This is a genomic window from Bradyrhizobium sp. 27S5 (genome assembly GCF_037217225.1).
GTDB lineage: Bacteria > Pseudomonadota > Alphaproteobacteria > Rhizobiales > Xanthobacteraceae > Bradyrhizobium > Bradyrhizobium septentrionale.
On the sequence record NZ_CP147714.1, the window covers coordinates 1,956,577 to 1,974,958 of the forward strand.

The 18,382-nt window shown below is 65.2% G+C and carries 14 protein-coding genes; 3 read left to right on the forward strand and 11 right to left on the reverse strand.

Going from position 1 to position 18,382, the window contains the following annotated elements:
* Window positions 1-413 precede the first annotated feature (413 nt).
* Window positions 414-683: a DUF1427 family protein gene (locus WDM24_RS09275; protein ID WP_338830953.1), complete on the reverse strand. Its 270-nt coding sequence runs from the start codon at window positions 681-683 to the stop codon at window positions 414-416.
* A gap of 10 nt (window positions 684-693) precedes the next feature.
* Window positions 694-1,662, reverse strand: coding sequence for a zinc-binding alcohol dehydrogenase family protein (locus WDM24_RS09280; RefSeq protein WP_338830954.1), 969 nt, complete (start codon window positions 1,660-1,662; stop codon window positions 694-696).
* Between the two features lie 110 nt (window positions 1,663-1,772).
* Between WDM24_RS09280 and WDM24_RS09285 the strand changes: the two genes are divergently transcribed.
* Window positions 1,773-2,672 carry a LysR family transcriptional regulator gene (locus WDM24_RS09285; RefSeq protein WP_338830955.1) on the forward strand — a complete coding sequence of 300 codons (900 nt, stop codon included), beginning with the start codon at window positions 1,773-1,775 and terminating at the stop codon, window positions 2,670-2,672.
* A 76-nt stretch (window positions 2,673-2,748) separates the two neighbouring features.
* Here WDM24_RS09285 and WDM24_RS09290 read toward each other — a convergent pair whose 3' ends face one another.
* From WDM24_RS09290 to tuf, 8 genes are all read right to left on the reverse strand, one after another.
* Window positions 2,749-4,512 (reverse strand): MOSC and FAD-binding oxidoreductase domain-containing protein, encoded by a 1,764-nt coding sequence (locus WDM24_RS09290; RefSeq protein ID WP_338830956.1) that lies wholly within the window; start codon window positions 4,510-4,512, stop codon window positions 2,749-2,751.
* Between the two features lie 71 nt (window positions 4,513-4,583).
* Window positions 4,584-5,447, reverse strand: a complete 864-nt coding sequence (locus WDM24_RS09295) for a DUF427 domain-containing protein (protein ID WP_338830957.1) — start codon at window positions 5,445-5,447, stop codon at window positions 4,584-4,586.
* Between the two features lie 642 nt (window positions 5,448-6,089).
* Window positions 6,090-6,812 (reverse strand): SDR family NAD(P)-dependent oxidoreductase, encoded by a 723-nt coding sequence (locus WDM24_RS09300; protein ID WP_338830958.1) that lies wholly within the window; start codon window positions 6,810-6,812, stop codon window positions 6,090-6,092.
* Between the two features lie 109 nt (window positions 6,813-6,921).
* Window positions 6,922-8,166: an acyl-CoA dehydrogenase family protein gene (locus WDM24_RS09305; RefSeq protein ID WP_338830959.1), complete on the reverse strand. Its 1,245-nt coding sequence runs from the start codon at window positions 8,164-8,166 to the stop codon at window positions 6,922-6,924.
* 118 nt (window positions 8,167-8,284) lie between these two features.
* A complete protein-coding gene (locus tag WDM24_RS09310) occupies window positions 8,285-9,220 on the reverse strand; it encodes a helix-turn-helix domain-containing protein (protein ID WP_338830960.1) in 936 nt (311 codons plus the stop codon).
* Between the two features lie 166 nt (window positions 9,221-9,386).
* Window positions 9,387-11,660 carry a TonB-dependent receptor gene (locus WDM24_RS09315; protein ID WP_338830961.1) on the reverse strand — a complete coding sequence of 758 codons (2,274 nt, stop codon included), beginning with the start codon at window positions 11,658-11,660 and terminating at the stop codon, window positions 9,387-9,389.
* Between the two features lie 148 nt (window positions 11,661-11,808).
* Window positions 11,809-12,180: a DUF2946 family protein gene (locus WDM24_RS09320; RefSeq protein WP_338830962.1), complete on the reverse strand. Its 372-nt coding sequence runs from the start codon at window positions 12,178-12,180 to the stop codon at window positions 11,809-11,811.
* A 229-nt stretch (window positions 12,181-12,409) separates the two neighbouring features.
* Window positions 12,410-13,615: an elongation factor Tu gene (gene tuf / locus WDM24_RS09325; protein ID WP_338830963.1), complete on the reverse strand. Its 1,206-nt coding sequence runs from the start codon at window positions 13,613-13,615 to the stop codon at window positions 12,410-12,412.
* Window positions 13,616-13,976: 361 nt separating this feature from the next.
* Between tuf and WDM24_RS09330 the strand changes: the two genes are divergently transcribed.
* Window positions 13,977-14,597 (forward strand): hypothetical protein, encoded by a 621-nt coding sequence (locus WDM24_RS09330; RefSeq protein WP_338832355.1) that lies wholly within the window; start codon window positions 13,977-13,979, stop codon window positions 14,595-14,597.
* An 88-nt stretch (window positions 14,598-14,685) separates the two neighbouring features.
* Window positions 14,686-15,459, forward strand: a complete 774-nt coding sequence (locus WDM24_RS09335; protein ID WP_338830964.1) for an SDR family NAD(P)-dependent oxidoreductase — start codon at window positions 14,686-14,688, stop codon at window positions 15,457-15,459.
* Between the two features lie 237 nt (window positions 15,460-15,696).
* Here WDM24_RS09335 and WDM24_RS09340 read toward each other — a convergent pair whose 3' ends face one another.
* A complete protein-coding gene (locus tag WDM24_RS09340) occupies window positions 15,697-18,180 on the reverse strand; it encodes a TonB-dependent receptor (RefSeq protein WP_338830965.1) in 2,484 nt (827 codons plus the stop codon).
* Between the last annotated feature and the right edge of the window lie 202 nt (window positions 18,181-18,382).

Below are 18,382 nucleotides of genomic sequence, written 5' to 3' on the forward strand. Positions count from 1 at the left end.
CCGCGCAATCGCTTAACGGGCAGTCTCATTTTGATTGTTGCGCCGCAACGAGGTTCGCGGCGCAATGTCGCGGTTGTTTGGTGTCATCACCCGCGCATGCGGGTGATCCAGTATTCCAGAGACGTCAGTGCTTGGACCGAGGGGCCGCGGCGTACTGGATCGCCCGGTCGAGCCGGGCGATGACAGTGTGTGTGCCACACACACGACCGTCGTCCTGGCGAAAGCCAGGACCCATAGCCACCGCACTTGATGATGAACGGGATCGTGCCCCGAGCTTCGCGTAACGATTAAGATTTGGGGTAATGGGTCCTGGCTTTCGCCAGGACGACACCGAATGTGTTGCATTAGCCGTGAGTCATACTTCCGCATTCTCGCAACATGAATCGTCCGAGCTTTTGCTCTTCGTTCCGCCCTCACGGAGACCGTGCCGCACCGTCGATGCGGTTCGGCCTTTGCCTGGCGACAAGGCCGTTCGGATCCGGACGTGCGTCGTCGGCCTGCGCGATCGGTGCTGAAGCGGGTGCGAAATGATGCCGCGCCGTATTGATCATCTGTTCTCCGACCACCATGCCCAACAGGCCAACCAGCGCGATCAGCGGCGGGGCTGGAGAGCGAACCTGGACGAGGCCGTAAGCGACCCCGGCGGCAACGCCCATCAGCAGGGACAGCACATAGCCGATCATCGTCGTCCTCCTATTGCTGCGGCTTGATCACGATGCGGCCGGCCGTGCCGGCTGCGACGTTGCGATAGCCGTGCTCGGCGTCAGCCAGCCCGCAGGTTTCCGCGATCGAGGCCGCGCGATAATCGCCGGCGATGAAGCCGGGCGTGAGCGCGTCAAGCACATCCGCCGAGGCCGCAAGATCGCGCTTCAAGGTATCGACACCGAGCAGCCGGCTTTCATTGTGGTAGAAATCGGCGAGATCGAAGCTCACCTCGCGCTGGCCGGTTGCGGAAATTTCCACCAGCCGTCCACGCAGCGCGAGGCTGTTGACGGCGCTGCGGAACATCACGCCGCCAACGAGGTCGAACACGACATCGGCGCCGTTGCCGCGGGTCAACGCGCGGATTTCCGCCGGCACGTCCTCCGCTCCGATGATCAGATGCTCCGCGATCGCATGAATCGGCGCGTCGGCATGCGGCGGGTGGCGGTCGACGCCGATCACCCGCGCGCCGATGCGGCGAGCGATCTGGGCCGCGGCGCCGCCGACCCCGCCGCCGGCGCCGATCAGGACCATGGTCTCGCCAGCCTTGAGACCGGCGGCCTCGATGCCGCACCAGGCGGCCACATAGTTGACGCCGACCGACGCCGCCTGTTCGAAGCTGAGATTGTCCGGCTTCCGCCGCAGGCTCGTGACCGGCACCGCGAGCAGTTCGGCATGGGTGCCGTCGCGGGTGAAGCCGGTATCGCCGCCGGTGCCCCAGACCGCGGCGCCGCGCCATTCGGCCGGTCCCGCCTCGACGATGCCGGCGTAATCCCGGCCGGGGATGCGCGGCAGCGTGGTCTGGCTCATCGCGCCAGCCACGTTCTTGACGTCGCTGGGGTTGATGGAGGCGGCGACGACGCGCACCAGCGCCGTCGCCGCGTCCACGGTCGGCGCTGGGACCTCGGTCAGTTTCAGTACCGAGGGGTCTCCGAAGGTCTCGAACCGGATTGCGCGCATGAATCTTGCTCCTCATCTTTCCTGGGCAGGAAAATGGACCGGCCTGAGAGGACCGGAAAGATGCCGGGAAGGATGCTATGCTTCCATTAAATGGAAACATGGGGGCTGAAATGCCGGACAGCATCGGGGACATCGAGCTCTTCTGCGGCGTCGTTGAAGCCGGCGGAATCTCCGCCGGTGCCGCGGCGCTGCGCTCGTCGCCGCCCGCCACCAGCCGGCGGTTTGCCGCCCTCGAGGCCCGGCTCGGCGTCAAGCTTGCGGAACGCAATGCGCGGCGGTTTCGACTGACGGAAGAGGGGGCGCTCTTCTACGAACATTGCCGAAAGCTGCTTGCGGCGATGCGCGACGTCGAAGCGGAGGTATCCGCCCGGGGTGCGACGGCACGTGGATTGTTGAAGGTCGGCGCGCCAATGGAGCTCGGCCGGCGGCGGATCGCGCCGTTGCTGGCGGAATTCGCCGACCAGCATCCGGGACTGGACGTCCATCTGGTGCTGTCCGATGCCGGCCTCGAGGTCGGACAGGATGGCATCGACGTTGCCCTTCGCGTTGACCGGCCCGACGATCCGGCGGTCATGACGCGCAAGATCGCGACCACGCCGCGCGTGCTCTGCGCTGCGCCATCCTATTTCGCCAAACGCGGGATGCCCGAGCGGCCAGCCGATCTGATCGATCACGAATGCCTGCGTCTGGCGCGCCGGCATCATCTGCACGATCGCTGGCGGTTCCGGACGGAGCACGGCGTCGAGGAGATCGTTGTGAAGGGTCACCTGTCCAGCAGCAGCGGCGACGTGCTTCACGGCTGGGCCCTTGAAGGTCGGGGCCTCTCGTCGGAAGCGCTATGGGACGTGTCCGAGGACCTGCAGGCCGGGCGCCTGGTGGCCTGTCTTGCCGATCATGCGTGCGATGAAATCGAACTGTTCGCCACGTTTCAGCCGGGCCATCCCGTGCCGCCACGCGTCCGCCTGTTCGTTGATTTCATCGCAGCGTCGCGCTTGAACCAGTCGTCGTAGCGAACTCTCGGATCAGCTATCTCACAGCCGCGCGCGGATGGCGCCGGTTCGGTCTGATGCGTGTTGCGCTTGCCGTTCAGAGATCGATGACGAGATCACCAACCGGCCGTGAGCAGCAAATCAGAAGATTGCCGTCCGCGGGCCGGTCGAGCGGCTTTGGCTCATAGGCGACCGTGCCTGAAACCAGGCCGCTTTCGCAGTTGTGACAAACGCCACTCCGGCACGCCCAGCGCACCGGGACATCGCATGCCTCGGCGAGCTCGAGGATGCTTTGGTAGGCTGACGCTTTCCAGTGTGCGGCAACGCCGCTTCTGGCGAAGGAGATCAATGGACCGGTGTCCGCATCCTCGCTCGGCGGATGTGGAGCTCGGGCCGCGGCGCCGACGACACCCGGCGTCATCGATTCGCTGCCGTTGAAGATTTCGAGATGAATTCGCTGCGGCGCCACGCCGAAGGCCGTCAGCGCGTCTTTCATGTCTGCCATGAAGCGCGTGGGCCCGCAGAGGTAGACGTCCGCCTCCCCGGGAATGCCGACCTCGCCGAACACCTGTCGCGACAGATGACCGCTGCCGTCGAAATCTATGCCCTTCCGATCGCGTGCGGCCGGCCTGCTGTAACAAACATAGCTGCGACCGTGGGTGAGAGCGGGCAGCAGGCGGCGGACTTCGGCGGCGAACGGATGATGTTGCCCGTCGCGAGCGGTGTGCAGCCACAACACCTGCCGTGTCGAACCGGTCTTCGCCAGGGCGTGCAGCATTGACAGCACGGGTGTTGCGCCAATTCCCGCGCTGAGCAACACGACGGGCCGCTCTCCGGACTGCAGCACGAAGCTTCCGCGCGGCGAGCTGACGTCGAGACGATTGCCGGGCCGGATCTGCTCCCGCAGGTAGGTTCCGGCAGCGCCGTTCGGTTCGAGCTTCACGCTGATCCGGTAGCGCTCCGTCGAAGCCGGGCCCGAGAGCGAGTAGCTGCGAAACAGCTGCGGCCCGTTGCCGGCGGGTCGAAGGCGCAGCACGACATACTGACCGGGCAGGGCCGAAGGCAGCGGCTGTCCGTCCGGATCCTGCATCGACAGCGAGAGGACGTCCGCGGCCTCGTGATCGATCGCGGCGACCACGAGCGGACGAAATCCCGGCGCAGCGGGATACGCAGCCGCTTCCGGCGCGAGCCCCGCGTTGCCGGTGCCCGCGCCACTCGCCTGGTTCTGCAGCAAAGCCTGGAACGACGCCCGCCATCCCGGCGAGAGTTGCTCGATGCGCAAGGCGCGCTCCAGCCGATCACGCGGATGGTTCGGCGAATAGAGCAGCGCGTTGATCTCCGCAACGGTCATTCGCTCCTTCGCCTCGCCCACCTTCAGGATGTCGTCGCCGGCGCCGACATCGCCTTCGCTGAGGACGCGGAAGTAGAAGCCCGGCCGTCCGCTTGAGGTCAGCAATGCCGGCATCAGCGGCTCGTTGACGCGAATGCCGACGCGGTAGCACGTCACGCGAGGCTGGGTGATCTCGAACAGCGCGCTGCCGATCTGGTAACGGTCGCCGATGCACACGGTATCGTCGGGCAACCCCTCGATCGTGAAGTTCTCGCCGAACTGGCCGTGGACGAAGTCGTTTCGCTTCAGCTCTTCCTGCCAGTGGCGATACGATTCGATCTGGTAGACGAACACGACGCGATGCTCGCCGCCGTGGCCGCCGAGGTCGCCCTGGCCGTCTCCATCCAGATTCAGCCGACCGACCCGGCACCGGCCAGGCACCGGGCTTTTCCAGACCGCGGTGTGAACAATGCGGCCCTTCCACTCAATGTCGCGCGGAAGCCCGACGTTCACGGATAGCAGTCGCGCCATGTTCTGCTCCGCCTTGAATGAGAATCGGAGGCCTTCCTCGCGGCTCGCAATGGCAGCAAGTCGCCGGAGGCTTACTCGCGAATGACCTCGGCGACGTCGAGGTTGCGGTCCGGGCCGTGCGGCACGACGGTCTGGCCCGGCTCGAGATGCAGCTGGACGCCGTCGAGATGGACGGTGACGATATCGGGTTCGAACGACACCAGGCCGGAGATGCGGCGCACCTCGGGATAGGCGTCCGGATAGGACCACGCCGCCTGGCGTGCCTCACCGATCGCGTAGTAGCTGCATAATCCCTTGTAGGGGCAGAAGGTCTGGAGCTTGACCGGAGCGAGGGCGGACTCGTCGATATCGGCGCGCGGAACATACCAGCGTGGCGCGAAGCCGGACTCGTAGAGCACCAGCGGCCGCCTGGTGTCGGCGACGACGCGCTCGCCGTGGCGGACCACGAGATGACGGGAGGCCTGGCGGATGTCGATGCGATGGTAGGGGTCGGCGGCGTGGCCGACGATCCGCTCGTCCTCCTCGTAGAAGGCGTCCATCGCCCGCCAGGCGAACGCGACCCGTCCCTGCAGTTCGCTCGCGTGGGCCGGCAGGCCGGTGTGCTGCCATGCGCCCCGCGCTGCGATGTGCTGCTCGTCGGCGCGGACGCTGTACCAGGACGTGGACCCGAGATCGGCGTGCTGGGTGACGTGCTCGGTGCGTTCCAGGACACCCGGCGCGACATCGCTCTCCGGAAAGTAGGCGACGGGATAGCGAGCCGGTTCGAACAGCAGGAGGACCTGCTCGCTGTCGGCGATCCAGCGTTCGGCGAAGCGCACGCGCATGCGCCGGCGCAGCCGCTCGACGAACAATAACCTCTTGGGCAGCGGTTCGGGTACGAGGAACCGGCCGAGTGCTCCCGCCGAGAGCGGACCTTGTTGCCAGGACAGTCCCATTGTTGCCTCCCGCAAACATTTGACGATCGAGGCTGGTACGATATCCGCGGAGCATTTGTTACGCCGAACGCGAATTCGACAGCAATAACGCGGATCCGACCGCAAGTTTTCACAACAACGATGGCAACTTTCGGGCCTGTCTGGCGCTTGCCCGCCGCACCCGGGTTCCGCGCAATGCGCGGCCGGCGCGGAGGCTCATGCCCGCGGGGGAAGGACGAGGCGAGCATCGCGGAGATCGCAGCGCAGGCGAGGCGCTACTCGTTCACCGCCATCGGCGATACGACAAATCCAGGCACTGCCGGACCCAGAAGCCATTCACATGGATGAGCTGGCACGGGCTCGGAGGTGGCTCCTTGATGATCGGGTAGCCGTGGATGTCGATGTTCGTCGGGGCGGTGACGCCGCGCCAAAACACCGCGTTGGCGGTTCGGGGACTGAAGGCGGCGGCGAATGCCGCGACTGCAAGGCAGCTCAAAAGAAGTTTGCGTGCGCACACCATGCTTTCCGCTCCTTCCCCTAAATCGACCGGAGAAGCTTCCCGCAGCCGGCAGCGGAGTGCAAGCGGGGTTTTTACGGAGCGAGTGCCTGTTCCTCGTCGTCAAAGACGACGGACAGCTCCTCGCGCAGTGCCTCTTGCATACATCAGCCAGGCATGTGGTGGCCGGCCGCCTGTCCGCCGTCGACGTGGAGCACTTCGCCGGTCACAAAGCCTGCGCCGTCGAGATAGAGCACTGCGTCGACGATATCGGAGATCTCTCCCATCCGGCCGACCGGGTGAAGCGCCGCCAGCGCCTGATGCGCCTCGCTCGGGTGCATCGGGGTCTGGATGATCCCGGGCGACACCGCGTTGACGCGGATTCCGGTCCTTGCGTATTCGATGGCGAGTGCGCGGGTTGCGGCGTTCAGGGCGCCCTTTGTCAGCGAGGCGAGGGCGGCCGGAACGCTGCTCATCGGCTGGTCGACCAGACTTGTCGTGATGGTGACGACGTGACCGTGTCCCTGTTTGCTCATCAGCTCCAGCGCGCGCCGGGTCATGTTAAAAAAGCCCGTGACGTTGGTGGAGATGTAAGTGGCGTAGTCATCCTGCGTGTAGGCCGCGAACGGTTTGGCCATGAAGATGCCGGCATTGTTGACCAGCGTGTCGACGCGGCCGAAACGCTCGATCGCCGCCTTGAACACGCTCGCAGCCGTATCAGCTGCGCCGACGTCGCCTGGCACCGTGAAAAAATCCGCATCGGCAGCTGGCTTGATCGAGCGCGACGTCGCAACGACCCGGCAGTTGCGATCCCTGAAGGCCTGAACGATGCCGGCGCCGATGCCCTGCGATGCGCCGGTGACAACAGCCACTTTCCGCTCTGTGCTCATGATCGCACTCCTTCAAAACTCGATTCTTGTTTTGACGCGTTTTCCTTGCGTGAACCGGTATCCACCCCGCATCACGTGCGGGGCAGGCTTCGCTCGAAAACGCTCTGGCCTACGCCGCGCCGCTTGCAGCAAGCGGGCTGTAGTCGCGGCTCTTGAACATCGTGTGCAGTTGCCGCCGGCGGATGCCCAGATTGCCGCCGTCGAAGATCGGCAGCGCGAGCGCGTCCTGCAGCAGGCCGCCGAATGGCGCTTCATGGTCATAGCTGTCGATGCCGACCACCCGCATCAGATCGGTGATGACGCGCACGGCGGCTTCGGAGCCGAAGATCTTGGCCTGCACCGCGAGTTCCTCGGCCGCCGGCGACTGGGTGTCTAGGGCATGGCAGGCGCGCCAGCTGAGATAGCGCGCCGCCTCGATCGTGGTCTTGGCATCGGCGAGTGCGTATCCAACCGCCTGATGCTCGATGATGGGGTGAACGCCGCCGCGCTTTTCGGTGCGGGCAAAATCAAGCGCGAACGCGAACGCCGCCCGCATCAGCGCGACGCCGAAGATTCCGACCAGCGCCGCGGTGCCGGTGAACGCCGCCGCCGTCAGCGCCAGACCTGAGCCCTGCTGTCCGAGCAGATTGCGCTGCGGCGCCGTGACATTCTGCAAGCCAAACTGGGGGACGAGGTGCGCGCGATGGCCGATGCTGTCGATCGCGCGTTCGAACACCAGACCGGTCACCGGTCCTTGCACGGCAATGATCGAGATGGCCGCGTCGGGTGCCGCCGCCGGATCGGTTCGGCACACGACGGTCAGGAGATCGGCGCCCTCGCGATTCCAGCCGGTGGCCGAGGACACCCATTTCTTGCGGCCGTTGATCACCCAATTGTCGCCCTCGCGCCGGGCCGTGGTGCGGACGCCCTCACCGGGCGGCGGCGAGGCGGCGTTGGCGCTGCCGCCCGGTTCGCTGGAGCAGAAGGCCGCGAGCGGCGCGCCGCTGGTCTTCAGGAACGGCGCGAGCAGCCGCTGGCATTGCTCGGCCGTGCCGCCGAGCAGCAGCGGCAGCAGGCCGAGCACGCTGCCGAGCATCGTGAGCGTCACGCTGGGGTTCACGCTGTAGAATTCCTCGGCCAGGATCGCCATGTCGATCATGCCGGCATTGTCGCCGCCTGCCGGCGCCGGAATGCACTTGCGCATGTAGCCGGCCGCCACCATCGCCTCGTAGGTCGGTTTGGTGGCGAGAAAGCGCTGCTCCGGCGTTGCCAGTTTCTCGGCCGCCCTGGCCTCGGCCAGCACCTCCCTGGCAAATTTGCGGGAGGCGAGTTGCAACTCGCGCTGCTGCGCCGTGAGCGTGAAATCGATCGCCATGCCAATGTCCTCCGTGTCGGGCTATCGCTATCCCGGCATGGTCAGGAAATCTTGGACGGCAGTGCCCGATTTCTTGGCGTGGGGTGAACCGGGTCTTGAACCCGGTCTCGTCGCGCTTTCAATGCGCGGCTGAGCGACGGAACTCGCGCGGGGCGAGGCCATTGTGGCGCTTGAACAGGCGGTTGAAATGCGAGATGTCGCGGAAGCCCGCGGCAAAGGCGATCTCGGCAATGGTCCTGTGGGCAGCGCTGCGATCGAGCAGGGCGCGCGTGCACGCGGCGATCCGCTGCTCGTTGACGTGTTCGCCGACGGAGCGGCCGGTGGTCGCAAACAGGCGATGCACATAGCGCTCGGAGCAGCGGAATTTCGTGGCCAGCGCCGGGGCACCGAGCTCGGGATCGTCGCTGTGACGGGCGATGTGGTCAAGCATCATCGACAGCAGCACCGGCGTATGCACGCGCTCCGGCGACATGTCGGCGAGGATGTCGGGTGCGTGCGCGATCAGCTCGGCGATATGCGCGCCGAGCATCGCCGAGGTTGTCGCGAGCTGACGGCCGCTCAGGCAGAGCTCGGCATAGCTCGCCAGCGTCCGCGAGAGCGCGCGGCCGGTTTCGGTCGCCGACAGGCCGAGCCGCGGGCGATCGAACAGCGCGTCCGGCAACAGACGTCGCGGCACCGCAAAGCAAAAGAGCTTGAAGTTGTGGCGGTGGGCGATCTCGAACGGCTGCGTCGTATCGGCAACCGCGAGATCGCCGGGCGCGCTGATCTGCTCATGGCCGCGCTGCGAGGTGCGTCCAAGCCCTTCGAGCTGGAGGTTGACGAAGCAAAGGTCGTCGGTGCTCGCAACGATGTGCGACGGCAGCCGCAGCACGGTGTGTCCGCTCGCCGTGACCCGCGAGATCTGCAGCGGCGCGGCATCGACCTTGCAGATCGTGCCGGCAAAGGACTCCTCGGCAATCCTGCGCGGCTCCAACCGCACGAACGCAGCCGCGAGGTCATCAGCCCAACTGCCGAAGGGCTGATCCGGACGGGCCGGCCTGGTCGACCATTCCATGTGCGCCTCGAATAGACTGTCACTGCGAAGGGCCCAGCGGTCGAAAGATATCGCCGGCCAAACCGGCGGTCAAATAGTGCCAGCCCGCGGGTCCCAGGACATCCGCGGACTGGAGCAATGACGATGCCGTCGGCATCGTCATCCCCCGGTTGACGTGGGACTTTCGTCAAAACTTCTGGATGATGCCGGCATAGACGCCGCGCCGCGGTCCGTATTGCGGCGCGAACACGCCGATGCCGGAGCCGTCGCGGATCTGGTAGACGGTATCGAACAGATTGACGACGTCGAGACGCAGCGTGGTCGGCTTGTTCGGTGCGACAAGGTAGAAATCGTGCGAGACGCCGAGATTGACCTGGGTGTAGGGCGGCACCGTGCCGATGTTGGCAAAGCCGTCGCGCAGGCCTGAGCCGTAGATCAGCGAGGCGCTGAACTTGGTGTCGTGCCACTGATACCAGCCGCCCACCGATGCCGTCAGGGTCTGGGCATGATCGGTGTTGACGTAATTGTTGGCGATGTAGGCCAGTTCGTCCGGATCGAACAGATACTGGTTCGAGACGACGTTGGTCGCGACCTGTCTTGCGATGGCGACGTTGCCGTAGAGGTGCAAATTGTCGTGGTCGTATCTCGCCGTCAGCTCGACGCCTTCGTTGGTGCCTTTCGCGTAGTTGAAAGCGGTCAGGACGTAGGCCGCGCCGAACTGGCCGTCGTCGAGCAGATCGGTCGCGATCTTGTAATAGGCGTCCATGCCGACTTCGAGGCCCGGGATCGCATAGACTTTCTGCGTGACGCCGACGTCGAACACGTGCGAGCGCTCTGGCAGCACGGGGTCGTTGGCGGTGACCGCCGGCTGCGCCGTGGTGTTCTGCACCAGTCCCAGATTGGTCGGCGCCGCCAGCACCTGCTCGGGCGGCGTGAAGTTGCGGGCATAGCCGGCATGGAAGGTCGTGCCTTCGAGAGGCTTCCAGGTCAGGCTGATCCGGGGGCTGAGCTGGTTGGCATCGACATATTGCCACATCTGGTCGAAGCGCAGCCCGGCGTTGAGCGTCAGCTGGTTGGTGATCTTCCACTCGTCGCTGATGTAGGTGGAGAACAGGTACCCGGTCTTGGCGCTGGAATCGAACACTGAGAGCGGCGCGTCGATGGGGTTGCCGGTATCGTCCAGCGGCAGCACGGTCGAGCCGTTGTTGACCAGCGACCGCTCGGCGCTGAACGACACACCGAACTTCAGCGTGTGGGCGAAGCCTACTCTGTAGGACGTGTCTTCCTGAATTCCGTTGATGAAGCTCTGACGATAGACGTCGGACGCGACCCCGTTGAAGACGAGATCGCCGACCGGATCGGGCGTGAAATGCAGCTGGCTGTAGCGGTTGAAATAGGCGATCTGGTAGTCGAGCCCGTCGGCCGATTTCTGATAGGCGACGACGTTGAACTGGTTGAACTCCTGCTGCCGCTCGTTGAGCAGCGCGGAATCGAAATTGGAGACGCCGTAGGCGGTGAAGGCCGGCGACTGACCGGGATTGTTGGGGATCTGATAGGCGCCGTTGGAGACGCCGCCGATATAGGTCAGCCGGCTGGTCGGATCGAGCGCTGTCGAGATATAGGCAAAGCCCTTCTCTTGATCGGTCCGGTCGTGGATCGCGTTGTAGGCCGGCGTCGGATTCTCGATGCCGACATCGCTGCCGAAATAGCGTCCCGAGACGTAATACTGCGTCTGTCCGATGGTGCCGCCATAGTCGATGCTGGTCGTGAAATTGCCGTGGCTGCCGCCATAGACACTGACGCTGCCGGAATTGTTGAAGGCATCGGTCTTGGTCTGAATGTCGAGCACGCCGGCGGTGCGCAGGCCGTATTGCGCGGGCAGCGCGCCTGTGAACAGTGCCATGCTGCCGACGATGCCGGTGTCGATGATCTGGCCGAAGGCGCCGACGCCGTCCGGCAGCATGATCCCGTTGATGCGGTATTGCAGATTGGCGTGCTCGTTGCGCACGTGCAGCTCGCCGCTTGCGGCCGAGTCCTGCGAGACCCCGGGCGCCTGCAGCAGCGCCTTGTCCAGGGTGGTGTTGGTGCCCTGCGGCAGCGACTCCAGAAATTGCCGGCTCATCTCGTAGGTATTGGCGCCGGTCGGCGCGAGCAGGGCGGCGCGGGCCTGGTCGAGCCGCGCGTTCTGGCCTGCGATCCCTCGCGCCTGAACCTGCTCGGCGGATTCGGGCGCAGCCGATACCGCACCGGTTCGCCGCGCGCGTCGACCGCCGCCGGCCGCAACGCGTGTCTTCGGCTTGTTCGGCGCAGACGGCGCGCTGTGATGCAGCGGCGCCGTCACCGTGATATCCGGAAGTTCTGTGGTCGGCGCGGTCGTCTGCGCGTATGCAGCGCCATTCATCCCGCAGACCAAAAGCGATGCCGCGCCGGCGGCGGCGTGTCGTCTGATATGTCCTGACATGTTGGTTTCCGATCTCACCAGGCCGCGATCCGGATCCTTCCGATGAGGACGCGGTCGAGCCCGCCGTCGATGCGCGACGGCCAGATTCCCCATTGATCAAACGGCAGCCGATGCGTGGCCGCGTTCGAAGTTCAGTTGTGCCTGGAGGTCAGGAGATCGGAGGTGCGCGCGGCTGAAAGTGCGGCCGGCCGAATTCGACCGGGGCCGCATAATTGTCGATGCGCCAACGCAGCAGACCGACGGCATCGGGCAACTGCAGCGGCGGCAGCGCCGGTGCCGGCGTCGCCGTATTGACCATCGCCACGACGGCGCAGACCGCGCAAAGGTCCGCGGCCTGATCGGAATCAGGCGTAGAACGAGGTTCATCGCGCGAGGCGTTCTCGACATGCGCAGCGAGCGACGCCGTCGCCTGTGCCGATGCGATGGCATGAAAATGCCCGAACGACAGCGCGAACTGGATCGCCAGCGCCAAAAGCGCCAGCCCAGCCCCGTGCCTGATGTTCGAACGAAACCACTTCATGACGACGCCATTCCGCGTCGATGGTCACAACACCGATGGACGGTGCCTGCGACGCGGTGTCGCACATTTTCGAAAACGTGCCAGCCTGTCAATCCGCATTGCTGGGCAATGCGATCAATTTCCAGCCGTCTGGGGCGATTGGGCAACGTCGCGACTTGCGGTGCTTTTTCGTGGTGACCGTGAAGCACTCGTGAAAATGGGGGCCCGGCTCGCGCCAAGCCCCCATCCCTCACTCCACGATCGCGGTGACGACGCCGGCACCGACGGTGCGGTTGCCTTCACGGATCGCAAAGCGCGACCGCTCCTCGAGCGCGATCGGCTTGTTGAGCTCGATCGTGAACTCGGCGCTGTCGCCCGGCATCACCATCTCGGCGCCACTGGCGAGCTGGACGGTGCCGGTGACGTCGGCGGTCCGGAAGTAGAACTGCGGACGATAATTGGCGAAGAACGGCGTGTGCCGTCCGCCTTCGTCCTTTGTCAGCACATACACTTCCGCGCGGAAGGTCCGGTGCGGCGACGCACCGCCCGGGTGCGACAGCACCTGACCGCGCTGCACGAGAGCCTTGTCGATCCCGCGCAGCAGGCAGCCGACATTGTCGCCGGCCTGCCCCTGGTCGAGGATCTTCCGGTAGCTCTCGATGCTGGTCACGACCGACTTGCGGGTCTCGCCGAGGCCGACGATCTCGACCTCGTCGCCGAGCCTGATCGTGCCGCGCTCGACCAGCCCGGTCACCACAGTGCCGCGTCCTGCGATCGACTGCACGCCCTCGATCGGCATCAGGAACGGACGATCCTTCGGCCGCTCGGGCAGCTCGATAGTGCTGTCGAGCGCCTCGAACAGTTTCAGGATCGCCTGATCCGCCAGCGGACCGCGCTCGCCGCGCAGCGCCGCCATCGCCGCACCGCGCACGACCGGCGCGTTGTCGCCGTCATACTGGTACTTCGACAGCAGATCGCGCACCTCGATCTCGACGAGATCGACGAGCTCCGGATCGTCAGCGACATCGCACTTGTTCAGGAACACCACGATGCGCGGCACGCCGATCTGGCGCGCGAGCAGGATGTGCTCGCGCGTCTGCGGCATCGGTCCGTCGACGGCGGAGACGACCAGGATCGCACCGTCCATCTGCGCTGCGCCCGTGATCATGTTCTTCACATAATCGGCGTGGCCCGGGCAGTCGACGTGCGAGTAGTGACGCGCCGCTGTCGAGAACTCGACGTGGCTCGTCGCAATGGTCAGGATCTTCGTGTCGTCACGCGTACCTTGCGCTGCCGACGCCCTGGCAACGTCCTGATAGGAGACGAACGCGCCCCAGCCGTGATCGGCTGAAACCTTCGTCATCGCTGCCGTCAGCGTCGTCTTGCCATGATCCACGTGGCCGATCGTGCCAACATTGCAGTTGGGCTTGAGGCGGATGAACTTCTCTTTGGCCATGGGACACCTGTGGTGTTCGAGCTCCCGTGCTGGGTTTGCACGACTCGAGGCACCGCGAGAGCTCGTTCGGCGCCCGGAGCCGCTTCCGCTCCGGGCTGCCTTCCAATGTCAGGTGTGACGTGAGGTCAGGTCCAAAGCAGAATAGCGGCGGCTGAGGGCAGTAGCCCTCCCGTCATCAGCATCGATGCTTGCTGTGATCGCCGCATGTGGAAACCTGGGTCGCTCGCTCAAGAAAAGGAGGCGTGTACATAAGGGGTGGCCGCGCGATTGGCAAGAGGCGGTCGTGTTGCCGGGGAGCGGTACGCTGGCATTGTCGGCCTCCGGCGCGTATAGTTTGCGGGCACAAATGACGGTCTCCGGAATGTCGATCTTCGCAAGCAAAACCGGTCTCGCAATCATCGCGGCGGCGCTGTGTCTCGGCAGCCAGCAGGCTCATGCCCAGGCCGGCCCGGTGCGCTACTGGACGCCGGGGTCGCTGTTCGGCTTCGGCGGCAGCCTGGCCGATGGCCAGAAGGCGGACACCTACGGCAACTTTCCTGGCTTCGACGCCGCCGGCGCGCAGGGCGGTGACTTCGCGTATCTGAATGGCCGTCCGGACGGCTGGTTCATCGGCAGCGAAGGCGGACGCGCCGGCTGGAGCGGGCTCGGCCAATCGGCGGCGTTCGGCTCGCTCGAATATCAGGGCGCGCAGTTCGGCTACAACTTCAAGGGCGTCGGCAATACACCCGTGACGTTCTTCGCCGGCTTCGACACGTTGAAATACAATCCGCCCGGCGCCGGCGGGCCGTTGGCGCCGTTCAGCGGCAATCCCGGCGTCAACGCCGGCTATTCGGCGCGCGCGGGCCTGGAGTTCCGCCCGACCTCGAATGTCACCCTGTCGTTCGGGGCCGGTTTCACCCAGCAAGGGTCGGAGCGGATGGACAGCGATATTCATTCGCAGCTGCTGCCCGGCCAGTCTCCGGTTCTGTTCGGCGGCCGCTAGCGCGTCAGCGCAAGACGGCCGCGCTGCGGTCCTGATCCAACCAGAGCCGAGAAGGCTCGAGGTCAAGAGCACAGCCGGGATCGAAAACATGGACATGCAGGGCAAGATCGCGCTCGTCACCGCCGCAGCGTCGGGCGCCGGCCGCGCCGGGGCGCGCATCCTCGCGCGCGAGGGTGCGGCGGTCGCGGTGGTTGACCAGAACGAGGCCGGCGCGAAGGCGGTGGTCGACGAGATCAGGAAGGGCGGCGGCCGCGCGCTGGCGCTGACCGGCGATCTCCGCGACGACGGCTTTTCGCGCGAGATCGTCGCTGCGACCGTGAAGGAATTCGGCGCGCTCGACTGCGTCTGGAACCATCTCGGCATTCCCGGTCCGTCCGTGATCGACGACATGGAGGGCTGGGACCTCAGCGTCGATCTCAATCTGCGCTCGCAGCTGATCACGACCAACGCGGCGCTCGGCCACATGACCGCGCGGCGCAAGGGCAGCATCCTGTTCACGGCATCGACCTCGGGGCTGACAGGCTCGCCGTGGAGCCCGACCTATTCGGCGGCGAAGGCCGGCGTGATCGGCCTCGCACGCGCGCTCGCCAAGCGCCACGCCAAGGACGGCGTGCGCGTCAATGCGATCTGCCCCGGTGCGATCGACACGCCGATGCTGCGGGTGTTCGTCAACCGGCCGGACCAGCCGGGGCACAACGAGGCCGATCCGGAGGAACTGATCAAGGCCGCGGTGACTCGCAATCCGATGGGCCGCGCCGCGCGCCCCGAGGAGATCGCGGAGGTCGCGGTGTTCCTGCTGTCGGACAAGGCGTCGTTCGTCACCGGCATCGCGATGCCGGTCGACGGCGGGACGCTGGCGTAGGATCCCGCATCGCTCGTCAGGGCCACGATAGGTTGAATAGTTTCCGCGAAGGAAGTGCGCTCCCTCTCCCGCTTGCGGGGGAGGGCGGGGGTGGGGGTGTTTCCGCGATCGATGCTCTCTATGGGGAGAGAACCCCCACTCGGATCGCATCTGTCGATGCGATCCGACCTCCCCCGCAAGCGGGAGAGGTGCAGCGAGTTCGCGTCGCCACGCCGCTTGACCAGACTTTCATAATACTCAGAACTTCGCCCTGATGCCGGCATAGGCGGCGAGTGGCATGCCGGGCACGAAGGTGCGCGGATCGCTCAGTTGCGCCATCAGGTTGGTGACTCCAGGCGTGGCGCTGGCAAAGCCGCCGGTCTGATAGAACGCGCCACTCAGATAGTAGTGCTGGTTGAACACGTTGTTGATCAGGCCGAACACCTCGATGTTCTTTGTGATCTGATATGAGGTGTGCAGATTGACGACCGAATAGGCCGGCACTTTCGGGCTCTGGTTGGTGTCATCATGAATGATCCACTGACTGCCCACGACGTTGAGGTCGGCGCCGATCTTCCACGCGTCAGTGACGTTGTACTCGACGCCGGCCTTGAAGCGGTGCGCGGGAATGCCCGGGATGTGGTCGCCCGGCTTGACGTTGACAAACGAGACGTCGTCGTTGTTCGGGTCGGTCTGGGCGTTCGGATTGTTCGGCGAGAACAGCGTGATCGCGCTTTGATAGGTCGCGTCGACATAGGTGTAGTTGGCGTAAGCATTCCAGCTGTTGTAGCGGTATTCGAGCTTGGCCTCGATACCCTGCCGCAGGGTTTGGCCGGCATTCTGGAAGAAGCCGAAATTGTTGACGCCGAGCGGGCTCGCCACCTGGATGATGTCGTCGTCGGACAGCGTGCGGAACACGCCGAGGCCCCAACTCAACACGCCGGTCCTGACGTCGCGGCCCCAGCCGCCGCGCAGGCCGGCTTCGACGGTGTGCGCCACTACCTGCTTGAGCGGAGGATCGGCCACCAGGAATGTGTCGATCATGCAGGGATGGTTCGGATCGGAGCAGCCGAGCTCCAGCGGCGTCGGCGCGCGGTTGGCTTCCGAATAGCCGGCATAGGCCGTGAGATTCGGGGTGATCTTGTAGGTGCCGCCGATCACCGGGTTGAATCGCTGGAAGCGGTTGCTGCTGTTGAGCAGGTCGTTGGTGCCGGTCTGGTCCTGCAGGTCGATCTGGGCATAGTTGAATCGTCCACCGGCGGTGACCGAGAACTTGTTCGTCACATCGAATGTGTCGGTGAGGTAGACGCCGGTATAGGTGTTGGTGGCGCGCAGGTCGACCGGGCTGAGACCGGCGTCGGGCTGGTTGATGAAGACACCGGTGCCCGTCACGAATAGATTCTGGTCGACCGTACCGAGTTCGCTGGTCGCCGTGAATTTTGTATTGCCGTGGTCGACGCTGACGCCCATCACGACGTGGTTGTCATGGCCGAACAGTCTGTCCGTATTGGTGAGCTGGGCTGTACCGCCGAAGCTGTTGGTGGCGACCCGGTTGCGGTCGATTTCGCCAAGGAAAGCGGTGCCCAGCGTGTTCGGAACAGTACCGTCCGCCGGGCCGAAAATCGGAAGGCCGTCGCCGATGCACAAATTGGTGGGATCGTCGCACGGCGCGACGTCGGTGCCATTGCCGTCGACATGGGACTGCCGGAAGCCGCGGAAGTAGGCGTTGCCCTGGAACGACCAGGTGTCCGAAAAATTGTGGTTCAACGTCGCGTTGACGAAGGCGAGCTGAAGATGCGTCGACTGCGGCCAGGTGTAGACGCTCGACCAGCGCTGATTGAGCATCTCGACCGGCGTGGCCGCGACGTTGCCGAGCAGATTGTTGGCACCGGTGAAGTTGACGTGGAATTCGGTGTCATCGTTGCGCGCGCCGATGTCGACATACATGCGGTTGACGTGCGACGAATTGGCGTAGTCGCGCCAGCCGCGGTCATAGGCGGATTCGAAGGCCGCATAGGCGGAGATGTTGTCCTTCTGGCCGCCGGCCTGCACGCTGCCTTGCACACGGCCGTAGGAGCCACCGAACGCTTCACCCTCGACGCCCTGATAGGTGAAGCCGTTCTTCATCTGGATGCTGAGCGCGCCGCCGATCGCGTTGAGGCCGAATATGGGGCTGTTAGGAACCAACGACAACCGGTCGATGGCCTTTTCCGGGATGAAATCCCAGTTGATCACGTCGCCCCAGGATTCGTTGATGCGGACGCCGTTCTGATAGACCGCGATCCCCTGTGGCGTTCCCTGAACCGGTGAGGCGACGAAGCCGCGATAGTCGAGCGTGCGCTGGAACGGATTGCCGGTCTGGTCGGTCAGCGTGACGCCGGGCAGCTTGCGGTTCACCGCATCGAGGAAGTTGGTCGAATAGTTGTGGCTGAAATCCGCCGCCGTCATCACCGCGGTGTTGGACGGGACCTTGTCGCGATCGATCAGGGTGGAGTCGCGCTCGGAGGGGCCGGGGACGCCGGTGCCACCTTCGGGCGCCGCCGCGGTTTGCGCCGGCGCGGCCCGTGTTCGTGTGGTTCGCGATGTCTGCACCGCCGGCCGTGCCGCCGGCTTGGGGCTGCGCGTGCCCGCCAACGGCGAGGGAGCAATTACGGTGACCGGCGGCAACTCGGTCGGGGCGGGTGCGGGGGTCTGGGCGTAAACAACGGTCAGCGGCGCCGCGGCGCCGATCGCCGTGAGCACGGCCGCGGCGCCACGCGTGTGAACCGAAGAAGACAAAAATCGTGTTGCCGTACGCAACAACGCACCAGCCATGACGCCCACCCCAAAGTCGCGGTTCGACTTTTATCCCCGACGAACCTTGGTTTTAAGACTGCGGGAGCGCTAAGGCTTTGGCAAACAAGATGTGTCCCGGAGGACCGGGATTCTTTTCCAGATATGTTCG

Bases quoted from the DNA above. Each gene is read 5' to 3' on its own strand.
- WDM24_RS09300 (WP_338830958.1), bottom strand. From the start codon at position 6,812: ATGAGCACAGAGCGGAAAGTGGCTGTTGTCACCGGCGCATCGCAGGGC.
- WDM24_RS09335 (WP_338830964.1), top strand. From the start codon at position 14,686: ATGGACATGCAGGGCAAGATCGCGCTCGTCACCGCCGCAGCGTCGGGC.
- WDM24_RS09290 (WP_338830956.1), bottom strand. From the start codon at position 4,512: ATGGCGCGACTGCTATCCGTGAACGTCGGGCTTCCGCGCGACATTGAG.
- WDM24_RS09330 (WP_338832355.1), top strand. From the start codon at position 13,977: ATGTCGATCTTCGCAAGCAAAACCGGTCTCGCAATCATCGCGGCGGCG.
- WDM24_RS09315 (WP_338830961.1), bottom strand. From the start codon at position 11,660: ATGTCAGGACATATCAGACGACACGCCGCCGCCGGCGCGGCATCGCTT.
- WDM24_RS09320 (WP_338830962.1), bottom strand. From the start codon at position 12,180: ATGAAGTGGTTTCGTTCGAACATCAGGCACGGGGCTGGGCTGGCGCTT.
- WDM24_RS09305 (WP_338830959.1), bottom strand. From the start codon at position 8,166: ATGGCGATCGATTTCACGCTCACGGCGCAGCAGCGCGAGTTGCAACTC.
- tuf (WP_338830963.1), bottom strand. From the start codon at position 13,615: ATGGCCAAAGAGAAGTTCATCCGCCTCAAGCCCAACTGCAATGTTGGC.
- WDM24_RS09285 (WP_338830955.1), top strand. From the start codon at position 1,773: ATGCCGGACAGCATCGGGGACATCGAGCTCTTCTGCGGCGTCGTTGAA.
- WDM24_RS09295 (WP_338830957.1), bottom strand. From the start codon at position 5,447: ATGGGACTGTCCTGGCAACAAGGTCCGCTCTCGGCGGGAGCACTCGGC.
- WDM24_RS09310 (WP_338830960.1), bottom strand. From the start codon at position 9,220: ATGGAATGGTCGACCAGGCCGGCCCGTCCGGATCAGCCCTTCGGCAGT.
- WDM24_RS09275 (WP_338830953.1), bottom strand. From the start codon at position 683: ATGATCGGCTATGTGCTGTCCCTGCTGATGGGCGTTGCCGCCGGGGTC.
- WDM24_RS09280 (WP_338830954.1), bottom strand. From the start codon at position 1,662: ATGCGCGCAATCCGGTTCGAGACCTTCGGAGACCCCTCGGTACTGAAA.